This window comes from Trinickia camelliae (assembly GCF_053525655.1).
In genome coordinates this window covers 47,114-63,588 of record NZ_JBCHAA010000024.1, presented here as the reverse complement: position 1 = coordinate 63,588, position 16,475 = coordinate 47,114, and the positions used below count along the sequence as shown (strand labels likewise).

The following is a 16,475-nucleotide window of genomic DNA, read 5'->3' as shown; positions in this document are numbered from 1 at the left end:
GCGAAGAATAGCAGCCGGTATTGTTTTATGCAAGGTACCGTTTAATGCACGCTATACCGATCCGGATAGCGCGCAAGCGACAGCACCGCCAGAAGGGCGGCGCGTGCGGGCTACTCCAATCCCGCCGACCCGTCGCCCGCAGCCAGCTTGAACTGCCGCATCTTGTGATAGAGCGTCTTCTTCGGCATGCCGAGCGCGGCGCTCGCATCGCTGACGTTGCCGTGATGGCGGCGCAGCATTTCTTCGATGAGCACGAACTCGAAGTGCGCGAGCTGCTCGGCGAGCGTGCCGGCAGGCGCCGCGCGGCCTTCATCGGGCACCAGCGTGTCACCGGCGAGGCCGAGCACGAAACGGTCGGCGACGTTTTGCAATTCCCGCACGTTGCCCGGCCACTGGTGCGCCATCAGCTCGGACACCTGCGCCGCCGAGACGATCGGCGCGGGCTGCCCAAAGCGTTGCGCGGCTGACAACACGAAGTGCTCGAATAGCAGCGGCACGTCCTCGCGTCGTTCGCGCAGCGGCGGCAGCTCGATCTGTGCGACGTTCAGCCGATAGAGCAAGTCCGCGCGAAAACGCCCGTCCTTCGCGAGTTCTCCGAGATCCGCCTTCGACGCCGCCACGACCCGGCAATCCACCGAAATCGGTTCGTTCGCGCCGAGCCGCTCGATCTGCCGCTCCTGCAGCACGCGCAGCAGCTTGATTTGAAGCGCTACTGGCATGGTCTCGATCTCGTCGAGAAAGAGTGTGCCGCGATGCGCCCATTCGACTTTGCCCACACGGCTTTTCGCGGCGCCGGTAAACGCGCCGGGTTCGTGTCCGAAGAGTTCGCTCTCGAAGAGCGGCTCCGGCAAGCCGCCGCAATTGAGCGCGACGAAATGATGGCCGCGCCGGTTGCCGAATTCGTGCAGGCCGCGCGCGATCAGCTCTTTGCCCGTGCCGGTTTCACCCGTGATCAGCACCGACACCGACGTATCCGCAAGCCGCAGAATCTTCTTACGCACCTCGGCCATCGCAGGCGACTTGCCGAGCACGGCCGCTTCGATGCCGCGCCAGTTGTTGAGCGCGTCGCGCAGGCCCTGGACTTCGAGCGTGAGCCGCCGCTTCTCCACGGCGCGCGCGACGCGGCTCGCGATGTGTTCGGACGAAAACGGCTTCTCGATGAAGTCATACGCGCCGACGTGCATCGCGCCGACCGCGGTCGAAATATCGGCGTGTCCGCTAATCAGCACGACGGGGATTTGCGGATCGGCCGCGAGCACGCGCGCGAGCAGCTGCAGGCCGTCGATTTCCGGCATCCGCACGTCGGAGACGAACACCACCGGCGCGCCCGGCGCGGCCTCGGGGAGCGCCGCTGCGGCCGAGCCGTAGGCGCGCACCGGAAAGCCCGCCAGCGCAATCGCCTGCTCGACGCCAACCCGCACGTTCTCGTCGTCCTCGACCACCACCACGCTGATTTCGTTACCCATCGACTACCCCTGTTTCCGTCATGCTCATGAATTCGATCGTGAACTGCGCGCCGCCATCGGGCCGGTTCGATGCCGAGATGCGCGCGCCGAAGCCGAGCACGAGCCGCGACGTGATCGCGAGGCCGAGCCCTAAGCCGCGTCCGCGCGGCTTGGTCGTGACGAACGGCTCGAACAGATGCGCGAGGACGTCGGGCGCGATGCCCGCGCCGCTGTCGGCGATCGAGAACAGCACGCGGCCGGGCTGATCGGCGGGCTGCGCTTCGATCGCGATGTGGCGCTGCGGCTCGGAAGCGACGGCGTCGAGCGCGTTGCCGAGCAGGTTGACGAGCACCTGCTGCAATTGGCTCGGCTCCGCGCAGACCGCCGTGCCGGCCGGAATGCGAACCTCGACCTGCACCTCGTCCTTGCGCATCCGCGCTTCGTAGATCAACAGCGCGTGCGCCACGGCATCGTCGAGCGAGACCGCGACGCGCTCTACGTCGGACTTGCGCGCGAACGTCTTCAATTCGCTCGTGAGCACCGCCATGCCGTCGACGAGCTTCGAGATGCGCTCGAGATTCGCGACCGCGAGCGGCTGCTGACCGCGCACGATAAACGCGCGCGCATTGTCCGACAGCGTGCGGATCGCGCCAAGCGGTTGGTTCAGCTCGTGCGTGAGACCGGCCGCCATCTGCCCGAGCACCGCGAGCTTGCCCGCGTGCACGAGCTCCTGCTCGGTGCGCGTGCGTTCCGCGATTTCGCGCTGCATGCCGACATTGGCCGCCGTCAGTTCCGCGGTGCGCGCTTCGACGGTCGCTTCCAGCTGATCGTTCGCGCGGCGCAGCGCGTCTTGTCCCTTGAGCTTTTCGGCGATCGCGCGGCGGCGCTGGATCGCATACAGCGTGTACAGCCCGGCGATCATGAAGAGCGCGGTGACGAAGGCGATCGCGGTGCGCTGCTGTCGCATGGCCGGCTCGACGTCGAGCAGCACCCTGATCGAGTCGCCGGCCTGCGGCGCCGGCCGCGACAGTTCGAGATAGCGTTTGTCGTGGCCGGGCCGCGTCCAGTCGGGATAGCGCGCGAAATGCGCCGACGTGTCCCAGTCGTCGAGCCGGCGATGCGGCAGCAGCGGCACGGCGCGGCCCGAATATTGCCTGGACGCCTCGATCTGCCGCTGCCGGTCTGGCGTGATCGGGGTGAGCGCGCTGAACTTCCACGCGGGCACGGTCGAGATCACGATCACGCCGTTGCCGTCGACCACCATCGCGGCCTCGCCCGGCGAGCGCCACGCCGATTCGAGCGCGTCGACGCTCACCTTCACCGCCACTGCGCCGATCGGCTTTCCGGCATCGAGCACGGCACTGGCGAAGTAAAGGCCGGGCATCCCGGTGTTGGTGCCGATGCCGAAAAATCGTCCCGAGCCGCGCGCCAGCGCGTCCTGAAAGTACGGCCGATAGGACACGTTGGTGCCGATGAACGAGAGCGCCTGGTTCCAGTTGCTGGCGGCGATCACCTCGCCTTGCAGGTCGATCACGTCGACCGCGACGCCGCCCGTGTCGCCGTTCACGGCTTCGAGATATTGGTTGACGGTGGGCAGCAGCGCCGCGCGCGCCGCGTCGGGCCGAGTGCGCAACAACGCACGCACGCTATCCTGCCGCGCGACGATGCCGGGCACCGTCTCGTAGCGTCCGAGCTCGCTTCGGAGCGCCGCGGCATAGAGGTCGAGCCGGTGGCTGCCGACCTCGGCGATCGAATCGATCGACCGCTGCCATGCAATTTCGACGGCGAGCCCCGCTGCAACGAGATACAGCGTGGCTGCCGCCATCCATCCCCACAGGGGAATGCCCCGCACTTTGATGCGCGCGAACGACCTCATCGATGCCCCGCCGGCTTTTAACGTCGGCTCATTTTGGCAAATCGCCGATGTGCCGTACAGCTTGCCGGCGAACCGGCGCGGGGCTTGGCAAAGGCGCTCGGCGTGCCGCCGGATCATCCGACGTGCGCGAGCACGATCAGCACCACCGTGACGACGATCGCGCCGCCGATGCGCGTCGCGATCTGCGCGAACGGCATCAGCTGCATGCGGTTCGCGGCAGTGAGGATCGCGACGTCGCCGGTGCCGCCCTGGCCGCTGTGGCAGGCGTTCACGATGGCGGTGTCGATCGGGTACATCTTCAAGAGGCGCCCGACGACGAAGCCGGTGCCCATCAGCGTCGCCACGGTGACGACGATCGTGATCACGTTGGCGAACGTGAACGACGCCACGAGCTTGTCCCAAGGCGTCATCGCGACGCCGATCGCAAACAGCAGCGGATAGGTCACAGCGGTCGAGAAGAACTTGTAGACGACGAATGCGCCTTCCTGCAGTTGCGGCGAGACCGCGCGCGCGAGCTTCACGAACACCGCGATGAAAAGCATCGCGACCGGCGCCGGCAGGCCGAACAAGTTGCGGCACATGAGGCCGAGCAGATACAGCGTGATCGCGGTGATGCCGGCGGCGGCGATATGGGTGACGTCGACGTGACCGGTGATCTCTTCCTTACCCGTGTCTAACTCGTCGTGCTCGCCGACTTGCAGGCGACCCTGGCCCGTAAGATGCGGCAGGCGTTTGCCGAGCATGTCGAGCGCGCCGGACAGCACGATCGCCGTGAGGCTGCCGAGCATCACCGGCGGCAGCACGGCCGCGAACATTTCGCCCTGCGGCAGATGCAGGATCTCCGAATAGCCGACCGACAGCGGAATCGCGCCCTCGCCGACGCCGCCAGCCATGATCGGCACGACGACATAGAGGAACGTGTGGCGCATGCCGAGCCCGAGCGCGGTGCCGACGGCCGTGCCGACGATCATGGCGGCGATGGTGCCGGCCGCGAGCGGCACGAAGATCTTGATGAAGCCGCCGATCAGCACCCGACGGTCCATGCCGAGAATACTGCCGACGATGATCGACGCGATGAACAAATAGAGGAAGTTGCTCTGCTTCGTGAACTCTGTCGTCAGCGACAGAATGGGCTTCGGCAGCAGGTGGTAATAGGTGAGCGCCGACGGAATGAAGGTGGCGAAGATCGCCGCCGCGCCGATATGGCGGACGATCGGCAGGCGCTTGCCGAACTCGGCGCAGGTGAAGCCGAAGAACGCGAGCACGGCGATCGCCATCGAGATCTCGCCCGGCACTTTGCCGGAGATCGCGAAACCGCCGATCAGCAAGAGCAGCATCACGTAGACCGGCAGCGGGATGATCCCGATCCGGAATTCCATCAGCTTCCACCAGCCTTCGGGCCAGAATTTCTGTGGGGTGTCGGCGCGTTGGGCCGATTGTGCCGGTTGTGCCGGCGCGGGTGTGGCGGACGAAGTGCTATGCACGACAAGTCTCCTGAAGCGCGAAGGCCGAGGGTCCGATGTCGCGCCGTCTTGCGCGCTGGGACCCGGCCTTCCGTTTTTTTCCATTGAGCGGCTGGCGTGCCGCGCGTCGTTCATGCCATGCCGGCGGGAAGGTTGGTGTTCCGTCCGGATGGATGTGTGGCGGAAGACATTGCAATGGCCGTGCCATGTGGTGGCGATGACTGAGGCATGGTTTGTGCCATTGATTTGATTGAGTTTTTTGAGAGGGGCGAGCGAGGCGGAGAGCGGCGTCGGCTTAAATTTCAGAATTGGAACGGTTGCGTGGCTGAAATCTCGGCTTGGCTGCCGAGCCTAGGTAATTCCCTAGTGCCACTTCCATCCTCCAGCCGGCTCTGGTATAACTCCGCCCCAAGCTGATTACGTTTTAGCCGAGAGAATAACGATGCCGCTGTAGATACGGCGTCAAGGCACCCAAGGAGGCCGCGATGGCACGCGTTGTGGTGGTGGGCAGCATCAACATGGATCTGGTGACGGAAACCGATACGTTTCCGCGCCTCGGCGAGACGCTGTTCGGCAAGCGCTTTGCGCAATATCCGGGCGGCAAGGGCGCGAACCAGGCGGTGGCGGCGGCGCGTCTCGGGGCCGAGGTCACGATGATCGGCTGCGTCGGTGCCGATGCGTTCGGCGACGAGATGAAGGCGATGCTCGTACGCGAGGGCATCGATACGCGCTGGGTGTCCACCGGGCGCGAGGCCACGGGAATCGCGGCGATCACGCTGTCCGCGGGCGACAACGCGATCGTCGTGGTGCCGGGCGCGAATCACGAGCTGTCGCCGGCCGACGTCGACCGCGCGGAGCAAGCGTTTCACGATGCCGACGTCGTGCTCGCCCAACTCGAAGTGCCGCTCGCGACCGTGCGCCACGCTGCGCGCGTCGCGCACGCGTACGGCAAGCCGTTCTTCCTGAACCCTGCGCCGGCCGTGGCGCTTCCCGACGAGCTGCTCGAGCTGACCACGCTGTTCACGCCGAACGAACACGAACTCGCGACCGCGCTGCAGACCCACGGCGCCGACTGGAAGGCCGTGCTGCAACGCATGCCGGGCCGCATTGCGATGACGCACGGCAAGGACGGCGCGTACTACACGACCGACGACGGCGACCTGCAACATCAGCCGGGCTTCGCCGTGCAGGCGGTCGATACGACCGGCGCCGGCGATACGTTCAACGGCGCGCTCGCGGCGTTCTGGCATCTGGGCGTCGCCGAGGCGATGCGCCGCGCGAACGCGGCCGGCGCGCTGTCGGTGACGCGCGCGGGCGCGCAAGGCGGCATGCCGACGCTCGCCGAACTCGAACAGTTCCTCTCAAGAAAACGCCGGGCCGCCCCAAGTTTTCTTGACCCCCTCGGGGGGCCTGACGCGTAGCGTCAGGTCTGGGGGCACACTCAAAACTCACTGATGAAAAAACTCGGACACCTGAATCGCGACATCGCGCGCGTCCTCGCCGGCATGGGCCATACCGACAGCCTCGTGATCGCCGACTGCGGCCTGCCGATTCCCGATGGCGTCGAATGCATCGATGTCTCCCTGAAGATCGGCACACCGGGCTTCTTCGACGTGCTCGATACCGTGCTCGCCGACTTCAAAGTCGAGCGCGCGGTGTTTGCCAGCGAAAGCCTCACGCAGAACACCGCGGTCGCAGGCCGCGCCGGGCAATTCGCGAAGACGGGCGTCGGCATCGAATATGTCGCGCACGAGGATTTCAAGCGTCTGTGCAAGCACGCCAAAGCGGTGATCCGCACGGGCGAGTGCAGCCCGTACGCGAATGTGATCCTGCATTCGGGCGTGATTTTCTAAGTTTCCAAGAGGCGAGCGATGCAAGTCACCCTGCACGGCATCTGCAAGGCGTTCGGGCCGGTGCGCGTGCTCGAGAACGTCGACTTCAACATCGGCGCCGGCGAGATCCACGCGCTGATGGGCGAAAACGGCGCGGGCAAATCGACGCTGATGAAGATCCTCTCCGGCGTCTACCAGGCCGACGCGGGCGAGATCGCGATCGACGGCAAGACCGTGCAGATCCGCCATACCGTCGACGCCGAGCGCCTCGGCATCGCGATCATCCACCAGGAACTGAACCTGATCCCGCAACTGACGGTGATGGAGAACATGTTCCTCGGCCGCGAGCCGCGCCGCTTCGGCGTGGTCGACACCGGTGCGATGCGCAGGGAAGCGCAGAAGTGGCTCGACATGCTCGGCGCCGCGCGCATCGATCCGCAGATGGAAGCGGGGCGGCTCTCGATCGGCCAGCAGCAGATGGTGGAAATCGCGAAGGCGCTGTCGCTCGACGCGCACGTGCTGGTGATGGACGAACCGACCGCCGCGCTGACCGACCGCGAGATCGAGACGCTTTTCAAGATCATGCGCGACCTGAAGGCGCGCGGCGTGGCGATCGTCTATGTGTCGCATCGGATGGAAGAGATCTTCCATATCTGCGACAAGCTGAGCGTGCTGCGCGACGGCAAGTTCGTCGGCGAGCGGGCGATCGCGGACACGCATTTCGAAGACGTGGTGCGCCTGATGGTGGGCCGCGAAATCGGCGAACGCTTTCCGCGCCGCAATACGACGCCCGGCGAGGTGCGCTTCACCGTCTCCAATCTTGCCGACGACGGGCATATCTCCGGCATCTCGTTCGAAGTCCGCGCTGGGGAAGTGCTTGGCGTCGCCGGCCTGATGGGCGCGGGCCGCAGCGAAATCCTCAAGGCCCTGTTCGGCGCGAGCCGCAAGACGGCGGGGCAGATCACGCTCGACGGCCGCGCGCTCGAGATTCGCGATCCATCGAGCGCCATCGGCGCCGGCATCGGCTTCGTCACCGAAGACCGCAAGACCCAGGGGCTCGTGCTCGGCATGTCGGTGCGCGAGAACGCGACGCTCGTTCATCTGGACCGGTACGCGCGGTTTGGCGTCGTGAGCGATGCGGCGGAACGCGCGGCCGTCGCCGATCTCATCAAGCAGCTGCGCATTCGCACGCGCGACGCCGAACTCGACGTCAAGGCGCTCTCCGGCGGCAATCAGCAGAAGGTGGTGTTCGCCAAGTGGCTCGCCAAGCCGCCGAAGGTTCTGCTGCTCGACGAACCGACGCGCGGCGTCGACGTGGGCGGCAAGGCCGAGATCTACACCATCATCAACCAGCTCGCGGGGCTGGGCGTGGCGATCGTGATGGTGTCGTCGGAATTGCCGGAAGTGCTCGCGATGAGCGACCGCATTCTCGTCATGCACCAGGGCCGCCAAAACGGCATCTTCGCCGCCGCCGACGCCACCCAGGAATCGATCATGACCGCAGCCACGGGCGGCACGCCGGCGCAAGCCGCGACGGCCACCGCTTGAATCCCATGACCGAAGCCGCGTCATTGTTCATCCAACCGGCGGCTGCTCCCGCCGCTACCGAGTACCGAGACCGTGCAATCCATCCTGACACCCACTAACAAGGCCACGCTGCAAAAGCTCGGGCCGTTCATCGCGCTCGTGATCGTGGCGGTCGGCCTGTCGCTGACGAGCCCCGATTTCCTCACCGTCGGCAACCTGCTCAATGTGATGCGCCAGGCGTCGATCAACGCGCTGATCGGCTTCGGCATGACGCTTGTAATCCTGCTCGGCGGCATCGACTTGTCGGTCGGATCGATTCTGGCGCTCTCTTCGGTGATGATCGCGAGCCTGATGCAGTCGGGCATGCCGCCGATGCTGGCCACCTTGCTCGGCATCGTCGCCGGCGGCCTGATGGGGCTCGTCAACGGTCTCGTGATCAGCAAGGGCAAAGTCGCGCCGTTCATCGCCACGCTCGGTTCGATGACCGTGCTGCGCGGCCTCGCGCTGGTGGTCTCCGACGGCAGCCCGATCAGCAACTTCAACAGCGATTTCTTCTCGATGCTCGGCGGCGGCTACGTCGCGCGCCTGATCCCGATTCCCGTCGTGCTGATGCTGATCATGTTCGGCGTGTTCTGGTTCGTGCTGCGCAAGACCGTGTTCGGCCGCCACGTCTACGCGACGGGCGGCAACGCCGATTCGGCGCGGCTCTCGGGCGTGAAGGTCGATCGCGTGCAGCTGTGGGTGTATTCGATTTCCGGCGTGATGGCCGCGCTCGCGGGCGTGGTGCTCACCTCGCGCCTGAATTCCGCGCAGCCGACCGCGGGCACCGGCTACGAACTCGACGCGATTGCCGCCGTCGTGCTCGGCGGCACGAGCCTGACCGGCGGCCGCGGCTGGATCTTCGGCACGCTCGTCGGCGCGCTGCTGATCGGCGTGTTGAACAACGGCCTGAATCTGCTGGACGTTTCGTCGTTCTATCAGCAAGTCGTCAAGGGCGGCGTGATTCTGCTGGCCGTGCTGATCGATCGCGCGAACAAGAAGTAACCACGAAGCTGCTCATCACTCTATATAGACATGACTAGGAGATCACCCATGAAACGAATCATTTCGCCGCTCGTCGCGAGCTTGTTGGTGCTTGGCATTGCCGCTTGCTCGAAGCAGGGCCCGGACAGCACGGCTGCCTCGGCCGGCGATCAGGCATCGGGCAGCGCGGCCAACGGCGCAATGACCGTGGGCTTGTCGATTTCGACGCTCAACAATCCGTTCTTCGTCTCGCTCAAGAAGGGCGCCGAGGACGAAGCGAAGAAAGAGGGCATCACGCTCATCACCGTCGACGCGCAGAATGACCCGGCCAAGCAGCAGGCGAGCGTCGAAGACCTGATCCAGAAGAAGGTCAGCGTCATCCTGATCAACCCGACCGACTCGTCGGCCGTCGCCAACGTCGTGAAGGAAGCGACGGGCAAGGGCATCAAGGTGGTGTCGCTCGACCGCAGCGTGAACGGCGCGGACGTCAGCTCGCACATCGCGTCGGACAACACGGCAGGCGGCAAGATGGCGGCCGATTTCATGCTGGAGAAGCTCGGCGGCAAGGGCAACGTGGTGGAACTGCAGGGGATTCCGGGCTCGTCGGCCGCACGCGAGCGCGGCGCCGGCTTCGATACGGCCATCGCCGCCGACAACGGCGTGAAGGTCGTCACCAAGCAGCCGGCCGACTTTGATCGCGCGAAGGGGCTGTCGGTGATGGAAAACGTCATCCAGGGTAACAAGGACATCCAGGCCGTGTTTGCGCAGAACGACGAGATGGCGCTCGGCGCGGTCAAGGCGATCCAGGCGGCGGGGCTCAAGAACGTGATCGTGGTCGGCTTCGACGCCACCGATGACGCCATCGCCGCCGTCAAGGCCGGCAACATGGCGGCGACCGTGCAGCAGCAGCCGGAGCTGATCGGCCAGTACGGCGTGCAGACCGCGAAAAAGCTCGCCGACGGCCAGCCGGTCGACAAGTTCATCCCGGTGCCGCTGAACCTCTATAAGCAGTAAGGCTTCCGTTTGGATATTTTGCGCGTAGTGCTAGTGACGTAGACGCGTAGTACTATTGCCCGCAGATATCGACGTCGACGCAAAGCAGAAGCCGCCATCCGGTGCAGACCGGATGGCGGCTTCTGCGTGCTTAGCGCTAGGCTGGCGCTTCGATTGCCCGGACGATCCCGCTTTTCGATGGCGGAGCCAACCGTCCGAACCGGCAATCGGCGGCGAGGTCGGCCTTTTTGAATAGAGGAAAACCCAGCGTGACCCAGTTCGAGCGCCTGACCATCGACGATATTGCCCGCCTTGCGAAAGTCTCGCGCACGACGGCGAGCATGGTGCTCAATGGGTACGCCGAACGCTATCGCATCTCGGCGGCGACTGTCGAGCGCGTCTTGCAGGTCGCGAAAGAACATCACTTCACGCCTTCGCAATCGGCCCGGTCGCTGCGCTCGCGGCGCAGCAACACCATCGGCCTCGTCATCCCCGATATCACCAACTCCGCGCACGCGGCGCTCGCGCAGGCGATGGAAACGCTATGCCGCGACGAATACGGCTATCAGTTGGTAGTCGTGACCAGCGACGAAGATCCTACGCGCGAAACCGAAGGCATCGCGCATCTGGTATCGCATCAGGTGGACGGCATGATCGTGGTGCCGTGCACGGCAGACGCAAAGCGCTATCAGAAATGGGTAAAGCGGCTGCCGTTGGTGTTCGCCGACCGGCGCGTCGACGATGCCGATATCCCCTACGTCGTGACCGACGCTACCGAAACGGTCGCAACGCTGATCGGCGACGCGTTGACGCAGGGCGCTCGCGAGGTCGTGTACTTTGGCGGCCAGCCGGAGCTGTCGGCGAGCCGCGACCGGCTGGCGGGCTACCGCCAGGCACTGGCGGCGCATGGTGTGACCGAGCACGCCGATTGGGTGTTCCAGCGCGACTACCAGCGCGAATCGGGACACGCCCTGATGGAGGCTTGGTTTGCGGCTCACCAGCGTTATCCCGAGGTGCTGTTCGCGGGCTCCATCACGTTGCTCGAGGGCGTGCTGTCGTTCATCAATCAAGCGCATAAGCTCGGTCAGGCGCCGGGCCGGCTGATGGTATTCGACGATCATCAACTGCTCGACTGCTTGCCGCTCTCCATCGACGCCATCGTGCAGGATAGCCAGCAGCTCGCGGCGCAAAGCTTGCGGCGGGTGCTCGATATGCTCGAAGGGGCGGGCAAGCCGGAGTCGCTGATGGTGCCGGCGCAGGTTCACTACCGGCGGGCGCGCTAGGCGCCGGCTGCCGGGAGGCGGACAGCAACTCATTCCTTCTTGGCAAGTGGATCGCAGACTATTTTATGCCAATTTGGTAGGAATGCTGATTTATCAGCCGCAATGTTAAATTCCTGTAATATTGCGGGCAAATTCTTCATCTTGCCGTTTTTTAAGATGAGCAGTGCGACGCAAATTAAAAATATAGAGCGATCGCGTTAAATAGTTCATCTTAGTTTAAGCAAATTCTTATTTCACCTGCATTCCTCACTCGGTAACCTGCTTTCCAGGCTACGAAATCTGCATCCAAAGCAGTTGTAGTCCTTGATGGCGGTGCGCTACGGCGCTCGCCATTCTCGTCTCGTGCTCGCACATGGCCAGCTGGAGTTGCAGCGTTGTGTGCATGTTGTTTGGGAGCAAGGCCCAGTGTGGCCTCGCTGTCGGCAATCGACTGCCAGCAGGTCAAGTTGAGCGCGACAACTTCAAGTTATGTCTCTTTAATACCGAGGAGATTGCAATTGCAAGCAAACCTTAAAAAAATTTCCCTGGCCATCGCACTGATGGGTGCATTCGCTTCGTCGGCGTTCGCAACCGCGACTGATGGTAAGGGCACAGTCACGTTCAACGGCACGCTGACGGATAACACCTGCACGATCGATGCCGGCGATGTTAACAAGACCGTCACGCTGCCGACGATTTCCACGAAGAGCTTGGCGACCGCGGGTGACGTTGCTGGGTCGACGATGTTCAGCATCCACGTGTCGGCATGCTCGCCGACGGTTACCCAAGTCGCAGCGCACTTTGAAACGACCAATCTGGAGCAGACGAGTCGCGGTGCGAAGAACCTTAACGATGGTCAGGCTGGCGGCGCAACGAAGGTCGCGGTCCAGATGCTTGATGGCGATGGTACGACTGTCCTCAACCTCGGCACCAAGGGTAGCGCAGTTGCGGTTACCAATAACGCCGCGACGATGTACTACGGCGGTCGCTATTACGCACTCGGCCAAACCACGGCTGGCACGGTTAAGGCCGTCGTGAGCTACACGCTGGCTTACAACTAAGCAATCGTCAATCAGGATACCGCGGGGCGGCTTCTATCTTGATAGGGCCGCCCGGGTATCCATCAAACCGGAGATGTACGCCGTGCGTTCGTGGAAGCCCTGTTTTTTTGCGGTTGCTGCAGTTATTTGCGGTGTGATGGCGTTCGCAGCGCATGCGGCCATCGTTATTACCGGTACTCGTGTGATCTATCCGGCGCAAAGCCGGGAGGTCAACGTGCGTTTGAGCAATGTTTCAGATCGGCCCGTACTGGTGCAGGCATGGCTTGATGACGGTAACGCAGCTGCTGCGCCTAACGAAATAAAAGTGCCCTTCATGTTGCTGCCATCGGTTTTCCGTGTGGAGCCGAACAAGGGGCAATCGTTGCGCATCATGTTTACTGGCGCAGATATGCCGAATGATCGCGAGTCGATTTACTGGTTAAACGTATTGGAAATTCCGCCTAAGCCTTCTGACGCGGACGAGCGAAACATGATTCAGCTTGCGTTTCGCACGCGAATCAAGATGTTTTATCGCCCGGCTGCTCTGACCGACGATCCGACCTCGACGCGCGAGCAGCTTACGTGGGAGCTCGTATCCAATGAGAAGGGCGAGCGCACGCTGCGAATGGAGAACCCCTCCCCTTACTACGTCTCGATCGGCGACGTTTCGCTGACGGTTGGCGGTAAAAAGGTCACCTTGGTTCCGGATATGGCGCCGCCGTTCGGTCATGTGGACCTTTTGCCCTCCAAGGGCAAGCTTGACGTAAAGACTCCGGCCACCGTCTCTTTTTCGCTCATTTCCGACTACGGTGCGCTAGTCAAGGGAACGGTTCATATGAGCGAGGACGGCAAACCCGCAAAGGCCGTCGCTTTGGGCGACGAAGTATTACCGACCAAAGAGGACGCAGATCAGAAACACGACGTGCATGCGGATGCAATCGATTCTGATGCGACAAATATGGTGCGCGAAGACTTGAACGACACGCCCCAGGTGGGGACGGTGACGGGTGTCAATGACCCGATTGAACAAAATAATTTGGCGACCCAGAAGTAAGGGGGCAGCCGACGTAGGTACAAGCGCCTCGCTTAGATTCGCGGCGCTTAGGCAGCAAGCAGACTCACTTAGCAGGCTACGGGGTGGATGGAGTGGTTAGTAATAGGAAAAAATGGGCAAAGCCGCAACGTGGAGCATATAAGCCTCTGCGCTACCATCCGATTGCGTGGGCCGCGGTTATGGCTTCCGGTAGCTGGGCGCTAAGCGCCGATGCGTGGTCGGCTGAATGCGGGCCTGGAGTTTCTCGGGAGAGCGTTGCGGGCGGGTGTAGGGAGCTTGGGCAGGCTACGCAGGTTGAGCGCGACGCGCAGTTGTCGCCCTCGCTGGATTCAGCGAATGCGGAAACGTCACCTGCGACCACGGAAAGTGGTGGCGCGCCGCACACGGCAGAGTCTTCCCCTCCTCAAGAGGTTGAATTTAACCCCGCGTTTTTTACTGGCAATGTGGCAGATCTGTCTCGCTATACGCGAGGCAATCCTGTCTCGCCAGGAATCTATCCGGTTGACGTCTCCATTAATGGTAAGGGGCGTGGACGGTTCGACGTCAAGTTTGAAGCGGTGCCGGGTTCGGATATCGCGGCGCCTTGCCTCACGCTTGCCACCATGGACCGCATGGGCATTGATGTCGAGCGCGTGATCAAAAGCCTTAAGGATTCGGGCAAGGAAGCCGAGGCCACACTTGCTTCGCAAGTTTGTCATCCGTTGGCAACTGCCGTACCGGGCTCGAGTGCATCGTTCAATTCCGCCGATCTTCAATTGGAATTGACGATCCCGCAGCTTGAGATGCAGAAGTTCGCGCGCGGGTACGTCGATCCTTCCCGATGGGATCAAGGCATCAACGCGGGGATGGTGCAGTACAACCTTTCAACGTATACAAGCAGTGGCCAAGGGGCGAGCTATAACAGTGCCTTCCTTGGCTTGCAAAGCGGGATCAACGTGGGCGGGTGGCGCCTGCGTCAGTGGTCTTCCGCAAACTGGCAGAATCGCGGCGGCGGCACGCATTGGCAGAGTATCGCGCTTTACGCGCAGCACGATATCACTGCATTGAAAGGGCAAGTGACGATCGGCGACAGTTCCACTAGCGGGGACGTTTTCGATACCTTCAACGTGCGCGGCGTGCAGCTTTCCAGCGACGATCGCATGTTGCCCGACAACGTGCGCTCATACGCGCCTGTCGTGCGCGGCGTGGCGGACACCAATGCGCGCGTGACCGTGCGCCAAAACGGCCTCATTCTCTATGAGACCACCGTGTCGCCCGGACCGTTCGAACTCAGTGACGTGCCGCCCACAGGGTACGGTGGAGATCTCGACGTCTCTGTGACCGAGTCCGATGGACGCGTGCGTCGATACACCGTGCCGTTCGCGTCAGTGCCGCAGTTGCTGCGGCCCGGCGTACAGCGCTTCAACGTGACGGCTGGCGTGTATCGCGATCAGTTTCTGAATACGCAGCCGGGAGTCGTGCAGGGTGTTTATCAGCGAGGCCTCACCGATTTACTGACCCTCTACACGGGCGGGCAGGTATCCGCGGGTTATGGCGCCGGGTTGTTCGGTGTGGCGCTGAATACAGCAGCAGGCGCTTTCGCGCTTGACTTGACGATTGCGAACACGAGTCTGCCCACTGGGGGCGGTACGGGCTACAGCGGACGCCTTAGCTACAGTAAAGTGGTCCCGGGTGTTCTGACGAACTTCGCCGTAGCGGCTTATCGCTATTCCACCGCGCGCTTCTATACGTTGCACGATGCAATCTATGCGCGCGATCAATGGGGCGGAAATGCCAACGCGTATGATTACCGCACTCGCAATCGCCTGCAGCTGAATATCACGCAGCCGATCGGCGATAAGAGCTCGCTCTATGTTTCCGGCAGTTCGCAGAACTATTGGGGAAGCGCGAGAAGTTACGATTTGCAATATCAGCTTGGGCTGAGCAGTTCATACAAGCGAATTTCATATTCACTCTATGCGCAGCGATCACGCACGCAAAGCTCGGCTATCAACACGCAGGTCGGGGTGAATCTCACGATTCCGTTGGGTCGCGAAGGCTCGAACAAGCACAAGGCATTCGACTTCCTGACGACCAACCTGGCGCGTAGTTCGGGCGGGGACAGCACAATTCAGGCGAGCGCTAACGGCATGACCGATGCCGTTACCCCGATCAACTACAACGTCAATGCTTCGCGCCTGGTCACTGGCGACAATAAGACGGTCAGTATCGGTGGTGGTGGGATGTACCGCTCTCCGATCGGGACGTACTCAGGAAGCGCATCTATTGGCAATCAGACGCGTCAGGCATCCGCCAGTGCAAACGGCGCGATCGTGGTGCACTCGGGCGGCGTGACGATGAGCCCTCCGCTCGGTCAGGCGTTCGCGCTTGTCGAAGCGAAGGGCGCGAAGGGCGGCACGATCATCAACGGCCAAGGCGCCGCGATCGACGGCAATGGCTATGCAGTGATTCCGTCTCTTATGCCGTATCGCGTCAATACGGTGGCGCTCGACCCCAGCAAGGTGCCTCTCGATGTCGAGTTGGAGAGCACCAGTGAAGAGGTTGTCCCTCGCGCAGACTCCTTGGTGCTGGTGAGGATGAAGACCGTTCAGGGGCGGCCGACTTTTGCCGAGGTCAATGATTTGCATGGCAAGGGTTTGCCGATGGGAGCAGAGCTGTTCGACGAAACGGGCAGGTCCGCCGGCATTGTTGGTCAAGGCGGGATGTCCTATCTGCGGGGCCTGGACGGTCAGGGCAAGCTGCTGGCCAAGTGGGGCGCAGGTCCTCGCGATCAGTGCGTGATGTCGTACGACATTCCAAAAGAGGAAAAAACGCCTGATGGACATACGAGCGTCGTTGCCCACGTGAAATTGAGTTGCGATCCGTCGCTGATTTGGACGCCGCCGCAACAGGCTTCAGCACAGGTGCCTGGCGCAGGCCAGGCCAATCTCCCCCACTGACCTGCGGCGATGGTAAAGCGA

Annotated in this window: 12 protein-coding genes; 9 read left to right on the top strand and 3 right to left on the bottom strand. The window is 62.9% G+C overall.

Annotated features, from left to right (window positions below):
- Positions 1-110 precede the first annotated feature (110 nt).
- From AAHK20_RS30580 to AAHK20_RS30570, 3 genes are all read right to left on the bottom strand, one after another.
- Positions 111-1,466: a sigma-54-dependent transcriptional regulator gene (locus AAHK20_RS30580; protein WP_449185250.1), complete on the bottom strand. Its 1,356-nt coding sequence runs from the start codon at positions 1,464-1,466 to the stop codon at positions 111-113.
- On the bottom strand, positions 1,459-3,321 hold the full coding sequence (locus AAHK20_RS30575; RefSeq protein ID WP_449185249.1) for a sensor histidine kinase: 1,863 nt from the start codon (positions 3,319-3,321) through the stop codon (positions 1,459-1,461). The genes AAHK20_RS30580 and AAHK20_RS30575 overlap by 8 nt, the downstream gene beginning before the upstream one ends.
- 113 nt (positions 3,322-3,434) lie before the next feature.
- On the bottom strand, positions 3,435-4,805 hold the full coding sequence (locus AAHK20_RS30570) for a 2-hydroxycarboxylate transporter family protein (RefSeq protein WP_449185248.1): 1,371 nt from the start codon (positions 4,803-4,805) through the stop codon (positions 3,435-3,437).
- A gap of 464 nt (positions 4,806-5,269) precedes the next feature.
- On the opposite strand from AAHK20_RS30570, the gene rbsK reads away from it, so the two are divergent.
- The 9 genes from rbsK (at position 5,270) to AAHK20_RS30525 (ending at position 16,454) form a co-directional block, all read left to right on the top strand.
- Complete coding sequence (gene rbsK / locus AAHK20_RS30565; protein WP_449185247.1) at positions 5,270-6,205, top strand: ribokinase; 936 nt, start codon at positions 5,270-5,272, stop codon at positions 6,203-6,205.
- Between the two features lie 33 nt (positions 6,206-6,238).
- Positions 6,239-6,637, top strand: coding sequence for a D-ribose pyranase (gene rbsD / locus AAHK20_RS30560; protein ID WP_137330799.1), 399 nt, complete (start codon positions 6,239-6,241; stop codon positions 6,635-6,637).
- Positions 6,638-6,655: 18 nt separating this feature from the next.
- Positions 6,656-8,164, top strand: a complete 1,509-nt coding sequence (locus AAHK20_RS30555; protein WP_449185246.1) for a sugar ABC transporter ATP-binding protein — start codon at positions 6,656-6,658, stop codon at positions 8,162-8,164.
- A 72-nt stretch (positions 8,165-8,236) separates the two neighbouring features.
- Positions 8,237-9,187, top strand: a complete 951-nt coding sequence (locus tag AAHK20_RS30550; protein WP_449185245.1) for an ABC transporter permease — start codon at positions 8,237-8,239, stop codon at positions 9,185-9,187.
- Between the two features lie 48 nt (positions 9,188-9,235).
- Entirely contained in the window at positions 9,236-10,180 is a 945-nt protein-coding gene (gene rbsB / locus AAHK20_RS30545) for a ribose ABC transporter substrate-binding protein RbsB (RefSeq protein WP_449185244.1), read from the top strand.
- A 248-nt stretch (positions 10,181-10,428) separates the two neighbouring features.
- Positions 10,429-11,442, top strand: a complete 1,014-nt coding sequence (locus AAHK20_RS30540) for a substrate-binding domain-containing protein (protein WP_449185243.1) — start codon at positions 10,429-10,431, stop codon at positions 11,440-11,442.
- A gap of 497 nt (positions 11,443-11,939) precedes the next feature.
- A complete protein-coding gene (locus tag AAHK20_RS30535) occupies positions 11,940-12,482 on the top strand; it encodes a fimbrial protein (protein WP_449185242.1) in 543 nt (180 codons plus the stop codon).
- Between the two features lie 82 nt (positions 12,483-12,564).
- On the top strand, positions 12,565-13,515 hold the full coding sequence (locus AAHK20_RS30530) for a fimbrial biogenesis chaperone (RefSeq protein WP_449185241.1): 951 nt from the start codon (positions 12,565-12,567) through the stop codon (positions 13,513-13,515).
- A 311-nt stretch (positions 13,516-13,826) separates the two neighbouring features.
- Positions 13,827-16,454 carry a fimbria/pilus outer membrane usher protein gene (locus tag AAHK20_RS30525; RefSeq protein WP_449185240.1) on the top strand — a complete coding sequence of 876 codons (2,628 nt, stop codon included), beginning with the start codon at positions 13,827-13,829 and terminating at the stop codon, positions 16,452-16,454.
- Positions 16,455-16,475: the final 21 nt, after the last annotated feature.

Excerpts from the sequence above, each read along its gene's own strand:
- AAHK20_RS30555 (WP_449185246.1), top strand. The coding sequence starts at position 6,656 with ATGCAAGTCACCCTGCACGGCATCTGCAAGGCGTTCGGGCCGGTGCGC.
- rbsK (WP_449185247.1), top strand. The coding sequence starts at position 5,270 with ATGGCACGCGTTGTGGTGGTGGGCAGCATCAACATGGATCTGGTGACG.
- rbsB (WP_449185244.1), top strand. The coding sequence starts at position 9,236 with ATGAAACGAATCATTTCGCCGCTCGTCGCGAGCTTGTTGGTGCTTGGC.
- AAHK20_RS30580 (WP_449185250.1), bottom strand. The coding sequence starts at position 1,466 with ATGGGTAACGAAATCAGCGTGGTGGTGGTCGAGGACGACGAGAACGTG.
- AAHK20_RS30575 (WP_449185249.1), bottom strand. The coding sequence starts at position 3,321 with ATGAGGTCGTTCGCGCGCATCAAAGTGCGGGGCATTCCCCTGTGGGGA.
- rbsD (WP_137330799.1), top strand. The coding sequence starts at position 6,239 with ATGAAAAAACTCGGACACCTGAATCGCGACATCGCGCGCGTCCTCGCC.